The sequence below is a fragment of the Alteromonas sp. DY56-G5 genome (genome assembly GCF_041414725.1).
GTDB lineage: Bacteria > Pseudomonadota > Gammaproteobacteria > Enterobacterales > Alteromonadaceae > Alteromonas > Alteromonas macleodii.
On the sequence record NZ_JANHZQ010000004.1, the window covers coordinates 122,887 to 143,409 of the forward strand.

General features: G+C 44.7%; 20 protein-coding genes and 1 tRNA gene. 10 read left to right on the forward strand and 11 right to left on the reverse strand.

Going from position 1 to position 20,523, the window contains the following annotated elements; all coding sequences use genetic code 11:
- Positions 1 to 26: 26 nt before the first annotated feature.
- From flgE to NO989_RS03210, 6 genes are all read right to left on the reverse strand, one after another.
- Positions 27 to 1,412 carry a flagellar hook protein FlgE gene (flgE, locus tag NO989_RS03185; protein WP_101563668.1) on the reverse strand — a complete coding sequence of 462 codons (1,386 nt, stop codon included), beginning with the start codon at positions 1,410 to 1,412 and terminating at the stop codon, positions 27 to 29.
- Positions 1,413 to 1,426: 14 nt separating this feature from the next.
- Positions 1,427 to 2,113: a flagellar hook assembly protein FlgD gene (flgD, locus tag NO989_RS03190; protein WP_012517628.1), complete on the reverse strand. Its 687-nt coding sequence runs from the start codon at positions 2,111 to 2,113 to the stop codon at positions 1,427 to 1,429.
- A 31-nt stretch (positions 2,114 to 2,144) separates the two neighbouring features.
- On the reverse strand, positions 2,145 to 2,567 hold the full coding sequence (gene flgC, locus NO989_RS03195; protein ID WP_012517627.1) for a flagellar basal body rod protein FlgC: 423 nt from the start codon (positions 2,565 to 2,567) through the stop codon (positions 2,145 to 2,147).
- A gap of 2 nt (positions 2,568 to 2,569) precedes the next feature.
- Positions 2,570 to 3,004 (reverse strand): flagellar basal body rod protein FlgB, encoded by a 435-nt coding sequence (flgB, locus tag NO989_RS03200; RefSeq protein WP_283626885.1) that lies wholly within the window; start codon positions 3,002 to 3,004, stop codon positions 2,570 to 2,572.
- A 202-nt stretch (positions 3,005 to 3,206) separates the two neighbouring features.
- Positions 3,207 to 4,037 carry a protein-glutamate O-methyltransferase CheR gene (locus NO989_RS03205; protein WP_283626883.1) on the reverse strand — a complete coding sequence of 277 codons (831 nt, stop codon included), beginning with the start codon at positions 4,035 to 4,037 and terminating at the stop codon, positions 3,207 to 3,209.
- Between the two features lie 15 nt (positions 4,038 to 4,052).
- Positions 4,053 to 4,982 carry a chemotaxis protein CheV gene (locus tag NO989_RS03210; RefSeq protein WP_014948591.1) on the reverse strand — a complete coding sequence of 310 codons (930 nt, stop codon included), beginning with the start codon at positions 4,980 to 4,982 and terminating at the stop codon, positions 4,053 to 4,055.
- A gap of 277 nt (positions 4,983 to 5,259) precedes the next feature.
- On the opposite strand from NO989_RS03210, the gene flgA reads away from it, so the two are divergent.
- From flgA to flgN, 3 genes are all read left to right on the forward strand, one after another.
- Positions 5,260 to 5,976: a flagellar basal body P-ring formation chaperone FlgA gene (gene flgA, locus NO989_RS03215; RefSeq protein ID WP_014948590.1), complete on the forward strand. Its 717-nt coding sequence runs from the start codon at positions 5,260 to 5,262 to the stop codon at positions 5,974 to 5,976.
- Positions 5,977 to 6,078: 102 nt separating this feature from the next.
- Positions 6,079 to 6,408, forward strand: a complete 330-nt coding sequence (gene flgM / locus NO989_RS03220) for a flagellar biosynthesis anti-sigma factor FlgM (protein WP_371342026.1) — start codon at positions 6,079 to 6,081, stop codon at positions 6,406 to 6,408.
- A gap of 39 nt (positions 6,409 to 6,447) precedes the next feature.
- Positions 6,448 to 6,879 (forward strand): flagellar export chaperone FlgN, encoded by a 432-nt coding sequence (gene flgN, locus NO989_RS03225; RefSeq protein WP_156078006.1) that lies wholly within the window; start codon positions 6,448 to 6,450, stop codon positions 6,877 to 6,879.
- Positions 6,880 to 7,025: 146 nt separating this feature from the next.
- On the opposite strand, the gene NO989_RS03230 is transcribed toward flgN, so the two are convergent.
- Positions 7,026 to 7,511, reverse strand: coding sequence for an LPP20 family lipoprotein (locus NO989_RS03230; protein ID WP_371342032.1), 486 nt, complete (start codon positions 7,509 to 7,511; stop codon positions 7,026 to 7,028).
- A gap of 300 nt (positions 7,512 to 7,811) precedes the next feature.
- Between NO989_RS03230 and NO989_RS03235 the strand changes: the two genes are divergently transcribed.
- The 4 genes from NO989_RS03235 to smrA all read left to right on the forward strand — a co-directional run bounded on the left by NO989_RS03235 (position 7,812) and on the right by smrA (position 10,559).
- Positions 7,812 to 8,993, forward strand: a complete 1,182-nt coding sequence (locus NO989_RS03235) for a flagellar assembly protein T N-terminal domain-containing protein (protein ID WP_371342027.1) — start codon at positions 7,812 to 7,814, stop codon at positions 8,991 to 8,993.
- Positions 8,994 to 9,477: 484 nt separating this feature from the next.
- A tRNA-Arg gene (locus NO989_RS03240) sits at positions 9,478 to 9,552 on the forward strand.
- Positions 9,553 to 9,684: 132 nt separating this feature from the next.
- Positions 9,685 to 9,810 (forward strand): hypothetical protein, encoded by a 126-nt coding sequence (locus NO989_RS03245; RefSeq protein WP_014948577.1) that lies wholly within the window; start codon positions 9,685 to 9,687, stop codon positions 9,808 to 9,810.
- Positions 9,811 to 9,971: 161 nt separating this feature from the next.
- Positions 9,972 to 10,559, forward strand: coding sequence for a DNA endonuclease SmrA (gene smrA / locus NO989_RS03250; RefSeq protein WP_014948576.1), 588 nt, complete (start codon positions 9,972 to 9,974; stop codon positions 10,557 to 10,559).
- A 170-nt stretch (positions 10,560 to 10,729) separates the two neighbouring features.
- On the opposite strand, the gene NO989_RS03255 is transcribed toward smrA, so the two are convergent.
- Positions 10,730 to 10,870, reverse strand: coding sequence for a hypothetical protein (locus tag NO989_RS03255; protein WP_162889815.1), 141 nt, complete (start codon positions 10,868 to 10,870; stop codon positions 10,730 to 10,732).
- Positions 10,871 to 11,131: 261 nt separating this feature from the next.
- A complete protein-coding gene (gene purL / locus NO989_RS03260; RefSeq protein ID WP_371342028.1) occupies positions 11,132 to 15,019 on the reverse strand; it encodes a phosphoribosylformylglycinamidine synthase in 3,888 nt (1,295 codons plus the stop codon).
- A 176-nt stretch (positions 15,020 to 15,195) separates the two neighbouring features.
- Between purL and mltF the strand changes: the two genes are divergently transcribed.
- Both mltF and NO989_RS03270 read left to right on the forward strand, forming a co-directional pair.
- The gene (mltF, locus tag NO989_RS03265; protein ID WP_371342029.1) at positions 15,196 to 16,599 is read left to right on the forward strand and encodes a membrane-bound lytic murein transglycosylase MltF; all 1,404 of its coding nucleotides are present in this window, start codon (positions 15,196 to 15,198) and stop codon (positions 16,597 to 16,599) included.
- Positions 16,600 to 16,866: 267 nt separating this feature from the next.
- Positions 16,867 to 17,022 carry a hypothetical protein gene (locus NO989_RS03270; RefSeq protein WP_014975860.1) on the forward strand — a complete coding sequence of 52 codons (156 nt, stop codon included), beginning with the start codon at positions 16,867 to 16,869 and terminating at the stop codon, positions 17,020 to 17,022.
- 101 nt (positions 17,023 to 17,123) lie between these two features.
- On the opposite strand, the gene tadA is transcribed toward NO989_RS03270, so the two are convergent.
- Entirely contained in the window at positions 17,124 to 17,747 is a 624-nt protein-coding gene (tadA, locus tag NO989_RS03275) for a tRNA adenosine(34) deaminase TadA (protein ID WP_371342030.1), read from the reverse strand.
- Positions 17,748 to 18,070: 323 nt separating this feature from the next.
- On the opposite strand from tadA, the gene NO989_RS03280 reads away from it, so the two are divergent.
- Positions 18,071 to 18,298 carry a hypothetical protein gene (locus tag NO989_RS03280; protein WP_014975858.1) on the forward strand — a complete coding sequence of 76 codons (228 nt, stop codon included), beginning with the start codon at positions 18,071 to 18,073 and terminating at the stop codon, positions 18,296 to 18,298.
- Between the two features lie 75 nt (positions 18,299 to 18,373).
- Here the strand turns inward: NO989_RS03280 and NO989_RS03285 are convergent, their stop codons facing one another.
- On the reverse strand, positions 18,374 to 20,341 hold the full coding sequence (locus tag NO989_RS03285) for a cation:proton antiporter (RefSeq protein ID WP_371342031.1): 1,968 nt from the start codon (positions 20,339 to 20,341) through the stop codon (positions 18,374 to 18,376).
- Between the last annotated feature and the right edge of the window lie 182 nt (positions 20,342 to 20,523).

The following is a 20,523-nucleotide window of genomic DNA, read 5'->3' on the forward strand; positions in this document are numbered from 1 at the left end:
AATCTGCTAATGTAGCTTACTGCAAACTATCGAATGTTAAGGATAGTCTGGTTTAGCGAGTTGTTCACTTCAAGCGCACGCGAGTTTGCCTGGAAGTTACGCTGAGCGATAATCATATCGATGAGCTCAGTGGTAAGGTTAACGTTAGCTTGTTCTAGCGCCGAAGAGTTAATTTCGCCGAAAGTACCAGTTGTTGCTTCACCCGCTAGTGCCTCACCAGAAAGAATACTTTCCTTCCACTGAGTACTGCTCTCTTGAGTTAGGCCTTGTTCATTAGAAAAGCGAACCAAAGCGACACGAACAATAGGTTCAGACGTACCATTAGAGAACGTTGCACGAACCAGGCCGTCAGGACCGATATCGATACCCGTCAATCGACCTACAGGCAAACCATCCTGTTCTAATGATGTAACCTCGAACGCAGAGGCGAACTGAGTCGGCTCATTAGGCGTAGCGCTATTAACATCGAGGTTGAAATCTATACTTATTTGCTGCGTAGGATCTGAGCCATTAGCAAGAATACCTGCGCCTAGCGCTTCTGTTTCCATTTTGAAATCAAGTGTAGGTAGGCCATCAGGCGTTTCCATACCAGCGAAATCACCGCCTTGAGAGAAGATGAGTTTAGATGCTGTTACGGCGTTACCAGTGTTACCACCGACACTATTTACTGCTGTTGCTGGGTCTGTGTCATTACCCGCTGAATCTGTCATATCAACTAGCGTGTCATCGATTGCAGTAGCAACATACCACTCATTATCAACACCCGGTGTCGCATCCTTTATGAAGTAATAGGTCATTACGTGACTATCACCTAACGAATCGTAAACGGTTACCGATGTTGCTGCGTTGTAGGTAAGCGGATCTTCAGGGTCAAAATCTTGTGGATCTAGGGCTGCATCACCAGCAGGCAAGTTCATTCGAATGTCAACTTCTGTGGTTTGTGCGGGAGAACCCGAAGAGTCTGGAATACGCACTGGCTCAGTAGTACTAAGTGCTACCGAGGCACTTGTACCATCAGAGTTAACGGGGAAACCCAATAAGTTATCGCCGTTACTATTAACCACGAAATTGTCGCTATCTAACTTGAACTGACCCGCACGTGTGAACGAGAAGTCGCGAGACGTAATTTCAGGTACTGTCGCAAAGAAACCATTACCCGTGATCGCCAAATCAAGCGAGGTATTGGTAAACTGAAGGCTACCTTGAGAAAATTGCTGAGCAACTTCTTGAGTGAGTACACCGTCACCTACTTTAGTTTTACCACCTGAAAGCAGTGATGCCGCATAAACATCGCCAAATTCAGCGCGAGATTCTTTAAAGCCAACTGTATTTACGTTTGCGATGTTGTTGGCGGTTACATCCAAATCTTTTTGTGCGGCTGATACGCCACTCAGTGCAATATTAAAAGACATTATTGATTCTCCTACTAACTGCCGATTTGAATGACGTCATCAAGATTGATACTGACATCACCATCCAAATTCAAAATTACGCCTTGACCACTACCAGCCAAGCTTACACTTCCAACATGGCGATTAACGGCGGTATTCAGCTGAACACCCTCTCCATTTAATTCGCCAGTGGCACTGATAACATATTCACCCGGTGCCATCTGGTTGCCATGCTTATCTTTGCCATCCCATTCAAACTCAATGTTGCCAGCGCTTTGTGTGCCTGCATCAATGGTTTTTATGACTTCACCAAACTGGTTCTCAATAGTGATCGTCATATTCTGAACTGTTTTTTCATTCACGATGACACCCGAAATGCCATCGCCTTCATTGGCCATATAACCTACGTTACCTTGAACCAGCACGTTTTGCCCGATAAGACTAGAGGCTTGTAACGCTTGATTCGATGTCATTGAAGCTGCAAACGACTCAAACTTTTCGTTAAGCTGGGAAATACCGTCGGCCATCGTAAATGATGTCATCTGCGCTACCATTTGATCGTTATCAACGGGTGCAGTGGGATCCTGATTGGCTAACTGCTCAGTTAACATTGAGAAGAAATCTTCCTGGGTTAACTGCTGCTCGGTGCCGTCAGCTATTTTGACGGTTTCCTCTTGCCAATACAGATCAGTATTCAAGCCAGTATTGTTTATGGTATTCACTGAGTAATCCTCACATTATTCAAGCGGCAAGTTACTGCCCTTGACCTAGCTGCAGTACGCGACGGAAAATACGCTTTGTGGTGTCCGCAACCTGCACGTTAGTTTCATACGCTTTAGACGCTGACATCATATTCGCCATCTCTTCCACAATGTTCACGTTGGGTTTATAGATGTAGCCGTTTTCATCTGCCATCGGGTTATTAGGCGAATACTCCACTTGCAAAGGAGCATCACTTTCTACAATCCCCTTTACTTGAACACCTGCACCTTTTGACTGATCGCGCATTGCATCTTGCAACGCCGTAGCGAAAACTGGATGGCGAGCTCGGTATGTTTCGTCATAGCTGCTGCTAACCGAGTTAGCGTTGGCAATATTACTTGCCGTAGTATTAAGACGTACATTCTCCGCCTCCATACCCGTACTCGAAATTTGCATTACATTAAATAAACTCATGACTACTGACCTCCTGAGCTAAGCGCTTTTTTCATGCCTTTAATTTTTCCGTTCAAAAATTCTAGGCTGGCTTGGTAGCGCAATCCATTGTCTAAAAACCGATTTCTTTCCGCTTGAACTTCAACCGTATTACCGTCGCCAGTGTCTGGTTGTGTTGGGATGCGGTATTGCATGTCAAAGTTTGCCGCTACTGACGTAGAATTGCCGCTTAAGTGGCGATCATTTGTCCGCACCATTCCTGAAGAAGCGTGATTGGCTGTACCACCAGATGCTTCTCGCATAGCCGACTCCATTGCTTTATTGAAATCAATGTCCCGCGCTTTATAACCAGGCGTGTTTGCGTTCGCTAGATTTCCAGAAATCACTTCCATACGCTCTGTGCGTATAGTGAGTGCTGACTCATGAAAGCCAACCAGCTTATCTAGGTTAATAGCCATAACATGACCTCTGACATACTAAAAATTTGTTTCGTGGTGACAATGTAAGCGGACAATTAAATATCGGATCTTGCCGTTTTACTGTCGTTTGTAGGAATAGTTAGCAAGGCAAATGCCATAATGAGATTTTGACGGAGGGTGTAAGTCAAAAGTGTCGACCTGATCATAAAAAAAGTATTAATTATCAGGCCGATAAGTTAGATCATTTTTTTTGATAGTAAAGGCCAGGGTGGCACTTAACCATGCTGTAGGTATCACTTGCAGCGCTGATTGATTCAGAGGCGCCAAGGAAAAGCACACCCTGAGACTGCAGCTGTCCGGCAATTTGTTGCAGGATGCGTTGTTTTACTTCGGCCGAGAAATAAATTAAAACATTACGGCAAAAAACGATATCAAAGCGGCCAAGTGCTGCATAGCTCGAAAGTAAATTTAGACTTCTAAAGCTTACCATCCGACGAACGTCGGGTTTTACCTGCATAAGCCCGCTATCATTTTGCTGGAAAAAGGCCTGTCTCCTTTGCGGGGACAATCCCCTTGCAAGGGACAGTTCGTCATAAATACCTAACTCACACTTTTGCAGCATTTCTGACGATAAATCTGTAGCAACAATTTCAACACCCGCTCTTAATGCACCTGGCCTTTGGCGCTGATATTCAAGTACAGACATCGCAATAGAATAAGGCTCTTGTCCAGACGAACAAGCGGCACTCCATATGCGAAGCTTCTGATTTTTTGCCGATAGTGTTGGTAGTAACTCTTTTACAAGTAAATCGAAGGGATAGTTGTCTCGAAACCACAACGTTTCGTTTGTGGTCATTGCGTCAATAACGTTCTGTAGTAAAGTTCTGTCGAACCCTTTCACAACCACGTCAATCAGTTCGTCAGCAGACTCATACTTATGCTTATAGAGTAATGAAGCTAAACGGCTGCGCACCAGGTATTGTTTATTATCACCTAATACTATGCCGCATTGCTTTTCCAAAAAATCTCTAAACTTGAGGTAACTTGCTGGCGAAACGTCTTTATTAGCCAATCCTATCTTGCTCCGTTATTCGCACTCAGTCATTAGCCACTTTTGTACCGCGGTAGCAAGTTCATCGGGGTGGAATTTCGCGATAAAGTCATCAGCCCCTACTTTCTGCACCATAGCTTGGTTGAAGACACCACTGAGCGACGTATGCAATACAACATGAAGCTTTTGAAGTTCAGGCGTATTCTTAATTTCGGCGGTTAGTGTATAACCGTCCATTTCCGGCATCTCGATATCTGAGACCAGCACGCCTACACGGTTAGTTACATCGCCATACTCTTCCGCAATTTCTTTAAGCCTATTTAATGCTTCAAGACCGTTTTTAGCTAGCTCAATTTCTAAGCCTAGTGAAGTTAGGGCCTTTTTAACTTGGTTTCTCGCTACCGCAGAGTCATCTGCAATAAAGATAATTTTGTTTTCTTGGCCTTCGGTTGTCAGACCTTCTGCCACCTCTGAACTTACTTCGGCATTCAACGGAGAAATTTCATTTAAAATTTTCTCAACGTCTAGAATTTCAATAAGTTCATTTTCAACTTCAGTCACCGCCGTTAAATAGCTTGCTCTGCCGGTACCTTGAGGTGGCGGCATGATCGCATCCCAATTGGTGTTGATAATACGCTCTACGGCACCCACCAAAAAGCCCTGAACTGAACGGTTATATTCCGCAATGACAATAAAGGCATTAGAGAGATCTTCAATTTTACGGCCGCGTGTTGCCATACTTAAATCAATGACCGATATGGTTTGACCACGGATGTGCGCCACACCACGAACCAACGGGTTTAATTTCGGCATTGCTGTTAGCGGAGGACACTGAAGCACTTCCCGCACTTTAAAAACGTTAATTCCAAAGCGTTGGCGGCCGTTCAGTCTAAACAGCAGCAACTCTAAGCGATTCTGCCCAACAAGCTGCGTGCGCTGGTTTACTGAATCTAAAATCCCCGACATAGGTCACCTCTAAGTAATACTGGGCATGATCATTGCCTCTTATGATAAAGATAGACAATATCACTAAATTTTTGCAGGTCAAACGACAGAAAAATGACACTAAATAGCATTTTTCAGTCTTTAGTAGGGTTTATACCTTAACTTAGTCAATGATCCTGCGTTGACGCTCGTGCTTGTAAACCTTATGGATTTACTTTGGCTGTTATTTATTTGCACTAAGCAAACCGGCCGTATTAAGCATAGTCAATAACTTGTAAACTGAACACGAAAAGTCATGATGAAAAATATGAACGCCAAAACGCGCCTTACATTCACACGATTACTGTCATTGACCGTTTTCAGTGTGCTTTCTATGAACTGCTTGGCGACACAAACCAATCACAAACAGGTTGAAGAAGGCGCAAAACAATACCTAATAACTCAACTTGCTGATAATACGCAGGATACTAGCATTGATGTGTCTATTGTGAAGATAGACGATAGGATAAATATTCCTGACTGCCCAACTGGGTTCGAATACAATGCGTCGCAAGAAGCGCTGAGCCAATCGTATATATCAGTTAGAGTGAGCTGCAGAAATAATGAATGGTACCTTTTCACCAGCGGGCAAGTAACGCGTACCAAAGAAATTGTTGTCACTCAAGGCGCAATAAGTCCAGGAACCGTACTGACATCATCGAATCTGTCTCTGGCAAAAGTTGATGTAAGACGATTACGCCATACCGCATTTACTGAGCTAGAAGCGCTTATTGGGGCTAGAATAAAACGCCGAGTGACTGACGGACAAGCTATACAGTCAAATATGCTGTGCTTTGTGTGCAAAGGCGACAGAATTACCATAACTGCTGAGGTAGCAGGGATGGAAGTGAAAACAGCCGGAATCGCTCAGCAAGACGGTGTCGTTGGTGACAATATTAAGGTAATTAATGCCAGTAGCCAAAAGGCGGTGATAGCAAGAGTCGCAAGCCCTGAAGAAGTCGTGATACACTTATAAACGAGGCAGCGAATACCTACTTTTTTGTTCACAATTTAGCTAAAGAAATTAGCCAAAAGGCCGATATACTTTACAGAGGCGAAAAAGTAGTGAGGACTAATTATGGCAATTAACAATATAAACAATGGGTTACCGAAAACACCCGTTGATAATGGAAAGGTTGCGCAGCAAAACCAAACGCAGCAATCTCCACAGCAGGCATCAACACAGGCTGCGCAAACCGCATCAGCTCCTCGTCAGGATTCTGTATCGTTGACGCAATCTGCTCAGCAGCTCAACCAGGTTCAGAAGAAAGGTTCGGAAGCGCCTGTGAACCAAGATAAAGTCGATCGCCTTAAGCGAGCGATTCAAAGTGGCGAGTATAAAGTTAATCCTGAAGTGCTTGCCAACAAGATTGCAAAACTAGAAGGTGAGATTTTTGGCGCTAAATAGTGAGCGACAAAACTCGTAACTAACCAGAAGAGAGCTAACGTGACTGAACAAGCAAGCCAATTGACACAAGCACTAATAAAGCAAGTGGAGCAACTGTCTTCACTTGCCGTATTGCTTGAAAAAGAATTGCAACTTATCAGTTCGCGAGACGCCGAATCTTTAATGAATTTGTTAGACGAAAAGACAGCACTGTTAACGTCTATTCAGGCTCTCGATGGAAGCATTGAGCGCACAATTAGCGATCAAGGCTCAATGTCAGAAGAAGATGATGCATTAATGGCTAATGCAAAGAAACTTCTGGACGATTGCAAATACCGCACGCAGGTCAATCAAAAAGCCGTAGAGCAAGGACAGCTACGCCTCACACACTTACGTAACTTGATGATGGAAGTTCGTGCCAAAGAATCGCTCACCTATGACAAAAAAGGAAAGCCGAAAGGCGGGACTTTAGGGTCGGGAGTGAGCGCCTAATTTTTTTGCGATTTCAGTAAACTCCACTCAGCGAGCTTTAGCCATTAAGCCTTAACCGATAAAAGCAAATTATATCTCTGTGAATTTGCGCATTTTTTAAGACTTCACGATACAGCTACTTGCGCAAACTGCCCTTTCGCTAACGTTTAATAATACTTTACATCCTTTATTCGACGCGGTTTTGCGGTCGACAGATATATATCGTAAACCTGCTGCATATCTAAAGCGAGTTCGGTGACGTATGTATCTTCACCTACCGGATAGGCTTTTACAACTTCAGCGCCTCTAATGACCCCCTCTACAGATGCTCGCAATGTTTCGCTATCTATAACCAAGTGAGACAGAGACTGGTTGCCCTCAATTTTTTGACCATAGACTTGTTCAGTTAGCTCTCGGTATGCATCTAATTTTGACGCTTTCATCGCCATTATAAGCTTCATGCTGTCGCTTTCGCCATGCTGAGAAGAAATTGGCGCATAGCCTACCGCCTTGAGCACGGGATAGCTTTCTGGCTCTATTGTTTCCCACTCAACGTGTTTATCAATAATGCCGCATCCACCAGTGCTTACTGCTAAACCAAGAAAGCAAAACAGTAACAGCGATTTTGATTTATGTATTTTTTTCAAGCACATAGTTTCATTTCCAAATTGCATTATTAATAAAATCAAATGTGTAGTTACGCTGCTCTCGTCGGCGGCAGCTTTGTTACTACGATATACCGCCATACTCGCGGTAGCAGATTTTGACATATCTAAACTGACGCTTTTTACAAACCTTTAGCAAGATACGCGTTGCAAGATATGTGCAAGATATGCGCCCGATTGATTTAACGGCGACGAAACCACATCAACTGGCACTCTTTTCGCATACTTCGCCTTATAAACCGGGCGCTTTGCATAGCGCAGTTAGACAAAAACCTCCAGAGGTGTGCGGTGCGACATATTAGCAAAACAACGCTGATAACTATTTTAAACGCTGTCGTGGCGGTAATTTGCCTGTTTGCATTTTTCGTTGGGCAAGCACATGCCGTGTGGTACGAGGCTACAGGACAGGCCGTGGTGCGAAATGGTGATAAAGAAACTGCCAGACATGCGGCTACCCAAGAGGCACTTAAGCAAGCCATGCTTTTTGCAGGCGCGTCAGTTCATAGCGTCGCCAAGCTTACAAATGGTCTTCTTAAAAATGAAGAGATGACCATTCGCTCTACCGGCGAAGTTGAACAATTGGAACTAGTTAATGAAGTTTATAGCGGCGATGTGATTACGGTGAGTATTCGCGCTGACATTTTTCCAAGAGGAAAAGTCTGTGCCGCACAAAATGACCAAAAACACTTCGCTACCACACATTTCAGGGTACGTAACAGAACGCAGCTAACACAGGGTAATATCCCCAATTTCGATGCTTCATTCACCCAGCAGTTAGCGCGGGCCATGCGAAATAAAACCGAAAACCTAGATATTATCTATATCGCGCCACATACTGCAAAATTTGACAGTCGGTATACTGACCAAAATGTACGCACGCTTTCAGCACAAAGTAATACTCAATTTGTGTTGGTGGGCATGATAGATGATTTAAGCGTGACACGGGAAGAGGCTTCGGTTTTTACACCGTGGCGTGAGGGTACTTCTAGACGCTCCTTTTCTATGACCATTCAAGTCTATGACGGCATTAATGGAGGCCTGTTGTTGACTAAGTCTTATCAGAATCAAGGAGAGTGGACATTCGACAGATTCGAAGATGTTGATGAGTTTTCGACAAAATTTTGGCAGTCGCTTTATGGGCAAACCGTCAACGCGACAATAGCAGAAGCGATTGAAGACATAAAAGAAGCCACTGCCTGCCAGCCGATGACAGGTAGAGTGATTAATGTTGCCGGCGATAAAATTTCTGTATCTTTAGGCAGAGACAATGGCATTTCTGAAAAAGATGAACTATACCTTTATCAAGCTAAAGAGATTGTCGATAACCGTGGCCGTAAATACTTACAGTACTCGCTATATCCTGGCAAATTTGTAGTGAGTAGTGCCTACGGTAATTCGTCTCTAGTAGTAAACGAAGGTGCAGGAATTATCGCAAACATTCAGGAACACGATTTTGTAGTAAAAAAATAGTCTTTCTCGATCTGCCTCAAACAGTTTAGAGTTCCTAGTTTATATAGTACTTTCGTCATCTAAGTGAATTAATTGCCTTTGGAAATGTATCGAATATCAATTACTTCAAGCATTGAATAAAGCGTATCTATAATCTTTTGCTTCAATTCGTTTTTGTAAGAATCCAAACTATCATAGGGAATTTGTTCAACAAAACATGCTGTTTTGTCCACCAGCGGCATATAAAATTAACAAATTGAACAATCCCCATACACTGCTCTTTAGATTTACGAGACTAGCGGTACACTTTGATATTTAAAAATACGCTGACCATAGCCAAAGCCCTCGTATCTACGAGGGCTTTTTATATGCATTACAAAACCAGGCCATGGGCTCATTACTTTCACGTCAATGACAGAGACGTTCTTCTCATAGCGCTGCACCTTGTTGACAAAGGGTTTCGTATTTTCCCGAACTACGTATAATAAAACTCCCTACGCATTAGGTCCCCATAGTTTAATGGATAAAACAAGGCCCTCCTAAGGCTTAGATGTTGGTTCGATTCCAGCTGGGGACGCCATTAATTGCGCAACGTTTCTGCTTTTTAGTAAAGATGCTTATACACACCGTCGCCTGTAATATTGAAGAATTTATTATACTTTGGTTGTAATTTAGCCAATTTAAGTAATACTCTTCAAAACAGGAGAGCATTATGACTTTCGATTTCCCCCCACCTGATAACGCTGATAGTTGTGCCGAAACAGCTGAGCAGTGCCCATTTTCTGAAGAAGAGTGGGATGCTATTGAAGCTTTAGCGGAACCCGGTGCCATTTACTAAACGATGATTTTTAGAATTTAATCCCCACTTTATAATTACACTGCAATCGACGGTGCTGCTGTTCGTTGCGCCCGGTGATATATCGAGCGGTTATGCTCCATAGACCAACGGGGCAGAAATAGCGTATAAAAGATAGAGAAGTAGCTTATACGGGGATTAATATGAGCCAATTTGAAAACGACGATATCGATTCGTTTTTTGCAGAAATGCAAGATGTAAAACCAATCGCTTCAGATGATAAGGCTTTATTACACGATCCTGAAAAGGCGCTCGCTGAAAAACAAAAACGAGCGGCTAGGCAGTTAAGCGTCCGCGAAAAACTCGCTAATCCACTGAGCATGGAAGGTGTAAAGCCGGTACCCCCTGATGATTTCATACACTTCCAGCAGCCCGGTATTCAAGACGGCGTTTTTAAAAAACTTCGCCTTGGTAAATACCCTCTAGAGGCCAACGTAACACTTTCAGGGAAAACCTTAGAACAAAGCCGAGACCTGGTTTATAGCACCATTAAATCTAGTCACGAACGCGGGGTTCGTGCACTGCTCATAAAACATGGAACAGGTGAAAATAGCAAACCCTTTCCCGCTTTGAAAAAAAGTTATGTTAACCATTGGCTAAGAGAACTAGACGAAGTCATTGCCTACCATACGGCTCAACCGATGCACGGAGGCTTTGGTGCTACATATGTGCTTTTGAAAAAGCATCCGCAGCAGAAATTAATTAACAGAGAAAAAAATAAGAAAGGATAAAATGAGAGGCAATAACTCGTTGAGTCAGCTTTGCTTTTTTGGGCTTGTCTTTAAGTATAGCTTTTAGGCTTTTCTCATGAAGCGCTATATGCTGAACGTTTTTATTGTCCCCTAATGATTAACGCCCGTATCAAGCAACTTGATACGGGCGTTAGAATTTTTCTTTCAGACTACTTAACTGAAGACTGCACACTTAGCGTTGTTGGAGCTTCGGCAGACTTCGCAGATGTGCTAAAAACAGCAGTTACGAACATCAGCACTACAGCTACAGCCACTCCGGTTAAGCCAAACCCTTTAGAAGAACGATTCATCGGTCGTCTCTTATTATTTAAACCAGCTGGCACATGCCTTTCACTGGTACAACCCTAACTCAACTCCTGTAACCTAATTGCATTCCTTGCTTGCACTACAATAGATCAGTGACAAACTGATGACAAGGGCAAAAATCAGATTTTTGACACTTTGCCAAAGCTTTGACGCCTATTTATGGTATGTGCATTTATTAAACAGTATTTTTCTAGTGACTAAAACAGGGGTTTCCCCCCTGTTTTAGTCAAAATAAGCGTGTTTTATTACCCAACAAATTTACGGGCATTTCTAAAAATACGCATCCACGCACCGTCTTCTTGCCAATCGTCTGGACGCCACGAGTTTGCCACGGCTCTAAATACACGTTCAGGGTGCGGCATCATAATAGTGCTTCGCCCGTCCTGTGAAGTTAAGCCTGTGATCCCTTGCGGTGAACCGTTCGGGTTTGCAGGGTATTGCATGGTTGGCTTGCCGTAGTTGTCTACATAACGCATCGCCACCTGCGCGCCTACTTGTGATAGCGCGTTGTCATTGGCAAATTCTGCCTGACCTTCACCGTGCGACACCGCAATAGGCATACGCGAACCTGCCATGCCATCAAGCAGCACAGACTTAGATTCCATCACTTCGACCATTGCAACACGGGCTTCAAATCGCGCCGACTGGTTAGTCACGAAATGTGGCCAGTGCTCAGTACCAGGGATCAGTGATTTTAGGTTAGATAGCATCTGACAGCCGTTACACACACCTAAGCTGAACGTGTCGTTACGGTTGAAGAAACCTTCGAATTGATCGCGAGCCATACTGTTAAACAATATAGATTTCGCCCAGCCTTCACCTGCACCTAATACATCACCGTAAGAGAAACCGCCACAAGCCGCAAGGCCCGCAAACTGTTCAAGAGTAATGCGCCCCGCCAACACGTCACTCATGTGCACATCGATAGCATCAAAGCCTGCACGGGTAAATGCAGCCGCCATTTCTAGATGTGAATTAACACCCTGCTCTCTTAATATCGCCACTTTTGGCTTAACGCCTTTGGCAATATAAGGCGCCGCAACGTCTTCGTTTACATCATAAGACAACGCCGCATGCAAACCTGGGTCGGCAGCATCTTGCTTGGCTGCGTGTTCTTGTTCAGCGCACTCTGGATTATCGCGAAGCTTTTGCATTTCAAACGTGGTTTGTGCCCACGTTGTACGCATTGATACGCGGCTATCTGCAAGTACAGCAACGCCATCACGACTAAACTCAATCATGTCTGTGCTATTAAGCGTACCGATATTGTGAGTCAATTCAGTTAAACCGAATTCAGTCAGTACTGCGTTAACGGCATCCATATCGCTTTCAAGCACTTGGATTACGCCACCTAGTTCTTCATTGAACAATACGGCAATGTCGTTTCCAACTAGGCTATCAAGGTTAATGCTTACACCTGTTTTACCAGCAAAGGCCATTTCAGCAACGGTGGTAAACAGGCCACCGTCTGAACGGTCGTGATAAGCACACACCAAGCCTTTTTCAATTAACGTCTGCATTGCGTCAAAGAAGGCTTTAAGGCGATTTGCAGAGACCACATCCGCTGGGCTATCACCAAGCTGAGTATAGACTTGTGCCAGGCAGCTTGCGCCCAAGCGATTTTTCCCTTCGCCCAAGTCGAGTAGCAGCAAGCGGCTTGCGCCTTTGTCTGTACGTAGCTGAGGCGTTAGGGTTTTGCGAATATCTTTTACTGCGCCAAAGGCAGAGATAACGAGTGATAGCGGAGAAGTCACCGCTTTATCTTCACCGTTTTCATTCCATGCGGTTTTCATCGACATAGAGTCTTTACCCACAGGAATGGTTAGGCCAAGCTCTGGGCAAAGCTCCTCACCCACTGCTTTAACCGCTTCATAAAGACCCGCATCTTCACCTGGATGTCCAGCTGCTGCCATCCAGTTTGCTGACAGTTTAATGCGCTTAATATCGCCGATGTTTGCTGCGGCAATATTGGTTAACGCTTCACCCACAGCAAGACGTGCAGACGCGCCGTGCGATAGTAACGCGACAGGCGTACGCTCACCCATCGACATCGCTTCACCGTGGTAGGTGTCAAACGCTGTTGCAGTAACCGCCACATCTGCCACTGGCACCTGCCATGGGCCTACCATTTGATCGCGACTTACAAGGCCGGTAACCGAACGGTCGCCAATGGTGATAAGGAAGGTTTTCTCTGCCACGGTAGGCAAAGATAAAATGCGATTTGCTGCATCACTTAAGGTAATGCCTGACTCGTCTAGTGCTGGCGAGCTAACCTTGGTCGAGCTTACGTCGCGGTGCATTTTAGGCGGCTTGCCTAAAAGTACATCAAGAGGCATATCGATAGGTTTGTTGTCAAACTGGCTGTCGTTCAGGTTGAGGTGCTGCTCGGCAGTGGCTTCACCAACCACAGCAAACGGCGCGCGTTCGCGGGCACAAATTGCTTCGAACACTGGCATATTTTCAGGCGCGACAGATAAAACATAGCGCTCTTGGGATTCGTTACACCATAGCTCTAAAGGTGTCATACCAGGCTCATCAGACAATACTTTTCTAAGTTCAAAGTTACCGCCGCGGCCACCGTCATTAACCAGTTCAGGCAGTGCATTTGAAAGACCACCTGCGCCCACATCGTGGATAAACTGAATAGGGTTGTTATCCCCTAGCTGCCAACATGCATCAATCACTTCCTGGCAGCGACGTTCCATTTCAGGGTTGTCACGCTGTACTGAAGCGAAGTCTAAGTCTTCGTTTGACTGGCCAGATGCCATTGATGAGGCTGCACCGCCGCCAAGACCAATGTTCATTGCGGGGCCGCCAAGCACAATAAGCTTAGCGCCTACCGTGATTTCGCCTTTTTCAATATGCTCGCGACGAATATTACCTAAACCACCAGCTAACATAATAGGTTTGTGATAGCCGCGCACTTCAACACCGTTGAAGCTATTGACTTCTTGTTCAAAGGTACGGAAATAACCCAGTAGCGCAGGACGACCAAATTCGTTGTTAAACGCTGCGCCACCTAGTGGGCCTTCAAGCATAATATCAAGGGCGCTTACAATGCGCTGTGGCTTGCCGTATTCGAATTCCCACGGCTGTTCAGCACCAGGAATACGTAAGTTAGATACGGTAAAACCAACCAAACCCGCTTTAGGTTTTGAACCACGACCAGTAGCACCCTCATCACGGATTTCACCACCAGAGCCTGTTGCCGCACCTGGGAAAGGTGAAATTGCCGTTGGGTGATTATGGGTTTCTACCTTCATCAAAATATCAATATTTTCATGATGGTATTCGTATTGGTGTGACTGCGGGTTCGGGAAGAAACGACCTGCTTGCCACCCTTCCATTACCGCTGCGTTGTCTTTGTAAGCTGAATACACGTGATCAGGTAACAACTCGTAGGTGTTTTTGATCATTTTAAACAGCGACTTCTCTTGGTCCTCGCCATCAATGGTCCAGCTAGCGTTAAAAATTTTGTGGCGACAGTGTTCAGAGTTTGCTTGCGCAAACATATAAAGTTCAACGTCAGTCGGGTTTCTGCCTAGCTTAGTAAAGCTATCAAACAGGTAGTCAATCTCATCATCAGCTAAAGCAAGGCCTAACGACACATTTGCATTAACTAGCGCGTCTTTGCCTTCGCCTAATACATCTACACTGGTAAAAGTATTGGCTTCGGTATGTGAAAAGAGTACCGCAGCTTCATCAGTATTGGTGAACACTGATTCGGTCATTCTGTCGTGTAAGAAACTAGCGATAAGCGCAAAATCATCTTCACTCACACCGTTTTCTGTTTCTATATAAAACGCACAACCTCGTTCTATGCGGTTGATATTTTTTAGACTGCAGTTGTGAGCAATGTCGGTGGCTTTAGAAGACCAGGGAGAGATAGTGCCGGGGCGAGGAGTAATGAGGAAGAAGGTTCCAGAAGGGGTTTGTGCTTGCCTCGCGGGGCCGTAAGTGAGCAGCTTCTCGAGTATCTCTATTTGCTGCTTAGACAAGTCACCTTGGGAATCGACTAGGTGAACATATTCGCTATATAGGTTTTTAACCCTAACGCCGGATTGACCCAGCTTTGCAATCAGTTTAGTTTGGTTAAACTCTGATAGTGCAGGAGCGCCTCGAAGGACCAACATATTGATTTACCTGGTTTGTTAGAAACAACGACCACCAATGCGACGCGTTGCCTCTTGGATTGATGAGTATTTCGGCGCGGATTATAGAGTAATTATGCGCAGTAAGTAACCTCATAACGCGCTTACATGAACTTTTTTTTAAACTTAGATGGTTTAATGACAACAAGTAAAGGTCTATGCAGTCACAAGACTATAAAAAACGATTAAAACTACAATTAATAATCATATTATCTATTGCTGTTATGAGTTGTGGCGTTCCTTCTGTTCCCACTGCCCTTTCTTCATTGTTGGAACGAGAGTCGATCCGCGTGGGAACTGTTTATGGTGCAGGAACATTTTATAACGGCGCAGAGGGGCCGCAGGGTTTTGAATATGAACTGCTGGCAGGATTTGCCGATTACCTTGGCGTGACGCTCGACCTTTACCCCTTCTACAGCTATGAAGTCATGTTAGAACAGTTAGAAGAAGGTAATCTGGACATTGTCGCGACAGGCGATGCGGTAACGCCTTCACTTAAAAGTCGTTTTGCTTACGGTCCAGCCTATCAACACGTTCAACAAGAGCTCGTCTTCCAAGCAGGGACATCGAGACCTAGAGACTTATTAGAGCTTGATGCCCCTATTGTTACCGTGGCAGGTAGCAGCCAAGCTCACTTACTGTCTAATTTATTAGACGAGGTAACCGACCAAGCAAGTGACAGTGAAAGCCCAATAATAAAAACCCAACTTGTTACCACCGAAGATTCTGACTCTGAAGAACTGTTGCAACAAGTTGCCAATGGCGACATTGCCTATACGGTAGCAGACAGCAACCGTCTAGCCCTTCAGCGCAGGCGATATCCTAACTTAGCCGTGGCAAAAACCCTTAATGAAGATATGCCGATGGCGTGGGCGCTCCCATTACATCAAGATGACTCAGTGAAAGCAGCGCTGATTGAATATTTTGGTACTGTACATCAGTCAGGCTGGTTTACGGTGTTAGAAGACAAGTACTTTGGCCATATTCGCCAGTTCGATTACGTCGACAGTCGCGCGTTTAATTATGCCGCCGAGACAGCACTTGCCCAATACAAACCCTTATTTCAACAGTATGCAGGTGAATTAGACTGGCGACTGCTTGCGGCCATGAGTTATCAAGAAAGTCACTGGGACAGTGACGCTATTTCAAGAACTGGCGTTCGCGGTCTAATGATGCTCACCATGGATACGGCAAGTGACTGGAACGTAGATGACAGAACCGATCCTGAACAAAGCATTCGCGGAGGCTCTCGTTATTTTGCCAGTTTGCTCAATCGCATACCTGCGCGAATTAGCGAGCCAGATAGAACCTGGATGGCTATGGCGTCGTATAATATTGGTATGGGCCATTTGGAGGACGCACGCATTCTTACCGAGCAACAAGGTGGCAATCCAGACCTTTGGGTAGATGTAAAGCGTCGCTTGCCACAGCTTAGGCAAAAGAAATATTACCGTACTACTCGCTATGGCTATGCAAGAGGCGATGAAGCGTTACAGTATGTGGAAAATATTCGTCGTTATTATGACAGCTTAGTATGGTTGGACGAACAAGGAAAAATTTGACGCAGTTCACCTTGCTTCTCTCTTGAAAACTGTCATTTCGATGTCATCTTTGTACTGTACCCTAAAAAGAAGTTAGTCAGACACTGACTTACTTTCTCAGTAATAATTATTTTCTCAACGATGACAAGCTCTAGAAGAGCTGCAGCTCTTAAATGACAACATCTCTCGAATAACGTGAGACTTGTTCAAATAAAGAGAGCTGCGCACGAAGGAAGAAAAGTGGTCACGAAAAACATAAAGTGGCCACAACGCGAGAAAGGAGAACAAATGAAAAAAAATCGATTTATGAAAAAAGGAATAAAATTGAAAAACAACAACAGACGCAGACTTATGCTCAAGCGTTGTCACCAAAAAGTACTTCAGCGCCGCAAGCTATTTGTTACCAGCGATATGTTCACTCAGTTAACCCGTACGCCTGGCTAAGCCACCTCTATGCCATCTGGTTCACAATGATTGACCATGTAACCGGTACATACCAAATGGGCGAAAACACTAATAAGCACAACTTCAGGCAACGCTATAAATTAGCTTGAAGCATCACCCTCTAGCAGTCTTTTCGCCTTTTTGGCAGCCTTTATTTCTTTCCTGCGCTTGCGAAAAAAATCTGACAATTTGTTAGCACATTCGTCAGCTAATACGCCAGATACAACCTCAAGTTGATGATTAAGCGCAGGATGTTGCAATAAGTTCATGACCGAGCCCGCAGCGCCTGTCTTCGCATCCTTTGCGCCAAACACCACCCGCTTTACCCGTGCATGTACCAGCATACCTGCGCACATAGAGCAGGGCTCTAATGTCACATACAACGTAGCATCAATAAGTCGGTAGTTTTGCACCGCAGCTGCTGCTTCTTTAACAGCGCGTAGCTCTGCATGCGCAGATGGGTCATTATCCGTTATCGGCGTATTGAAGCCTTCACCGATAAGCTCACCGTTTAATACTACGCAGGCGCCGACTGGCACCTCACCAATCGACTCAGCCTTATCGGCAAGCGTTAACGCATGCCTCACCCACATTATGTCTTCTTCTGTCGCGATGTCTTCCATTGCGATTTCAGTCAACGGCTCCTGCACAGCCTCTTTTTCTTGCGTTTGCTTGTTTGCAAGGTCGAAGTTTGGTGTTGGACGGTTGCTATTTTGGTCACTCATTCGTCAATTTTGCTACTTTACTTGGTGAAATTCATTAACATTTATTTTGTATTAGCTTAGGTAAACATTCTAACTTCTTAGAAAGTAATGACTTTTGTCACTTGGCAACCTACTTGCAATCTCTCATTATAACACTGCTAGTGTGATGGACTTAACAGGTTACATTTTTTACTAAAAAGTATGTTAGATAACCGCTATAGTACCTGAAGCGAAGCAGTAATTTTACCGATAAGTATTTAACTAAATACGGGGTGAATTAGGCAACAGGCCAAATTTTCACCTACACTGTTTTAAAGCCATTTGTGAGGGATACCACCGTGAATATGACCGCGATTGCAATAGTAGCCATTTGTGCCTGGGCCTTAGTTACCATTGTCGAAAGTGCAAAAGACAAAAGTAAGAAGAAACTTAGCAGCAAAGAAACCGATGCTTATAAAGCCGAAATTGCAGAGCTTAAGGAACGAGTTTCTGTGCTTGAGAAGATAGTGACAGACGAGCGCTACGACCTAAAAAAGCAATTTGCAGACTTAGAAAGCGACCGCGTAGCGTAAGCTTGAACTCACGTAATTCAACACACGTTCCATGGCAAGCGCGCTAGATTAAACAACGCTAAGTTTAACTGCGTGCTAGCTCCCTTCTAATAGTTTTCGCTCTGCTCGCTCCACACGCCGGGGTTTACCCGCAATCACTAGCACGTCATGGGCTTGCAAAATAGCGTCTTGGTCTGGGTCTTTAACTTCATTTCCATCCCGTCTTAGGCCCTTAATCGCTACTCGCATTCTCGAGAAATCGATATCTTTTATGGCTTTGCCAATACAGGAAGCGTGTTCGGACAACACCACAGCATGGATAAACTCTAACTTGTCTTCTGTGCCATAGGTGATCTCTGTTGTTTCTCCCGGGTAAAAGCCGTGCATATGATCGTAGCGACCTTTTCTCTCAGCTCGCACCCGCTTTAAAATACGAGACATTGGCACGCCGGCGTAATGCAGCACCTGCGATACCAACATCAAGCTCCCCTCTTGCAGCTCTGGCACGACTTGATTGGCACCCGCGCTGTATAGGCTTTCAAGCTGGTAGTCTCGTTTGGTACGCACCATAACATCTATAGTGCTCGTAATGCTTCGGGTCTGCGTTATCACCTGCTTGGCCTTATCGACTTGATCAAACGTAACAAGCACAAGCTTGGCACCTTCTACATTGGCAGTAATCAATATATCTTTTTGACTCGCATCACCGAAGATGACGGGCTCTCCCGCGTTTCGACTCTCGTGTACTCTGACAGGATCCATATCTATGGCAACAAAATGAATGCCTTCCATTTTCAGCATGCGAGCTACCGACTGTCCAACGCGGCCAAACCCACAAATAATGACGTGGTTGGTTAACGGCTCTGCATTACCAAAGCTCACATTGTCATCGAACGAGATATCCTTGTTAACAATACGCCTTGCTATGGTGACGCTGTTATTCATAAGCCACGGGGTTAACGCCATACTGATTACACCCATGCACACAATCAGCGATGACTGCTCTGACGTTAACACGCCGTGTGTCGTAGCAAGCGCAGCAATTACAAAACTAAACTCGCCAATCTGACAAAGTTTAACCCCAGCAGACCAGCCATCTATTGCATCGGTTTTAACTAATAGAGATGCGCCTCTTACTAAAATGACTTTAACTATCATCAAAGCAAAAACGCCAAAAACAATCTCAAACAGGCTGTTCCACAGTACAGTGAGTTCTAACTGCATACCCACGGTAACAAAAAATAACCCCATTAAAATATCTCGAAACGGACGAATGTCGGCTTCAAGTTGATACTTGTATTGGCTTTCCCCCAACATCATACCCGCCAAGAAAGCGCCTAGCGCCATGGATAGCCCGAAGTAGTAAGTTAGCCCTCCTGCCAATAGGGCAATCAATATAGTGGTCAGAACAAACAGCTCGTCAGTCCTTGTTCTTGCTACCTCTCTAAACACCCAAGGTAGTAACCACTTACCCACTGACATTAGAAACGCAATGACAAACACACCTTTAAGCAACGCCTCGCCTAAAGCTAGCGCAATACTTACTTCACCAGTCTGGGCTAAAAGAGGAATAGCAATTAGGAACGGAACCACCGCTAAGTCTTGAAAGAGTAAGATACTCACCGCTAATTGTGTACGCCTGTTATTAAGAATGCCCATTTCGGTAGCTTGCTTAATTACAATAGCGGTTGAGCTTAACGCCAGCGTACCACCAATAATGATGGACGCACTCATTGGAATGCCGAGAAACAGAGGAACACAGGTAAACACTGCCGTGGTAAACACCATTTGCCCTAATCCTACACCGAATACTAAAGAGCGCATTGCCAACAATTTAGGTAACGAGAACTCAAGACCAAGTGAAAAGAGCAAAAACACTATGCCCACTTCAGCGAGCAGGTGCATTTCTTCTGGGTGGGCAAACACAAATAATAGTTGTGGACCCGCGAGTACGCCGGCAAACAGATAAGCAAGAATAGGAGGGAGATGAATGCGTTTAAATAATGCGACCGCGCATACCGATATGAACATCAATATCACGATATTTAAAAAGCTCGTCCCCACACTACCTCCTAAAGCTACATAAACTTCCATTTGTAAAACAGGCGCGATAAATCACGCGATTTTACGCTTTAAACTAAAGACTAATGCCTGAAACACTTTGTTGGCATCTAGTTTGCAAAATCCACTGTGCAAATGCAGATCCGGCAAGTTTTGCCGCTGTGATCGCCATAAATTCCGCGAAA

Bases quoted from the DNA above. Each gene is read 5' to 3' on its own strand.
- flgE (WP_101563668.1), bottom strand. From the start codon at position 1,412: ATGTCTTTTAATATTGCACTGAGTGGCGTATCAGCCGCACAAAAAGAT.
- flgC (WP_012517627.1), bottom strand. From the start codon at position 2,567: ATGAGTTTATTTAATGTAATGCAAATTTCGAGTACGGGTATGGAGGCG.
- flgB (WP_283626885.1), bottom strand. From the start codon at position 3,004: ATGGCTATTAACCTAGATAAGCTGGTTGGCTTTCATGAGTCAGCACTC.
- NO989_RS03210 (WP_014948591.1), bottom strand. From the start codon at position 4,982: ATGTCGGGGATTTTAGATTCAGTAAACCAGCGCACGCAGCTTGTTGGG.
- flgA (WP_014948590.1), top strand. From the start codon at position 5,260: ATGAAAAATATGAACGCCAAAACGCGCCTTACATTCACACGATTACTG.
- flgM (WP_371342026.1), top strand. From the start codon at position 6,079: ATGGCAATTAACAATATAAACAATGGGTTACCGAAAACACCCGTTGAT.
- NO989_RS03230 (WP_371342032.1), bottom strand. From the start codon at position 7,511: ATGTGCTTGAAAAAAATACATAAATCAAAATCGCTGTTACTGTTTTGC.
- NO989_RS03245 (WP_014948577.1), top strand. From the start codon at position 9,685: ATGACTTTCGATTTCCCCCCACCTGATAACGCTGATAGTTGTGCCGAA.
- smrA (WP_014948576.1), top strand. From the start codon at position 9,972: ATGAGCCAATTTGAAAACGACGATATCGATTCGTTTTTTGCAGAAATG.
- NO989_RS03255 (WP_162889815.1), bottom strand. From the start codon at position 10,870: ATGAATCGTTCTTCTAAAGGGTTTGGCTTAACCGGAGTGGCTGTAGCT.
- purL (WP_371342028.1), bottom strand. From the start codon at position 15,019: ATGTTGGTCCTTCGAGGCGCTCCTGCACTATCAGAGTTTAACCAAACT.
- mltF (WP_371342029.1), top strand. From the start codon at position 15,196: ATGCAGTCACAAGACTATAAAAAACGATTAAAACTACAATTAATAATC.
- NO989_RS03270 (WP_014975860.1), top strand. From the start codon at position 16,867: ATGAAAAAAAATCGATTTATGAAAAAAGGAATAAAATTGAAAAACAAC.
- tadA (WP_371342030.1), bottom strand. From the start codon at position 17,747: ATGAGTGACCAAAATAGCAACCGTCCAACACCAAACTTCGACCTTGCA.
- NO989_RS03280 (WP_014975858.1), top strand. From the start codon at position 18,071: ATGACCGCGATTGCAATAGTAGCCATTTGTGCCTGGGCCTTAGTTACC.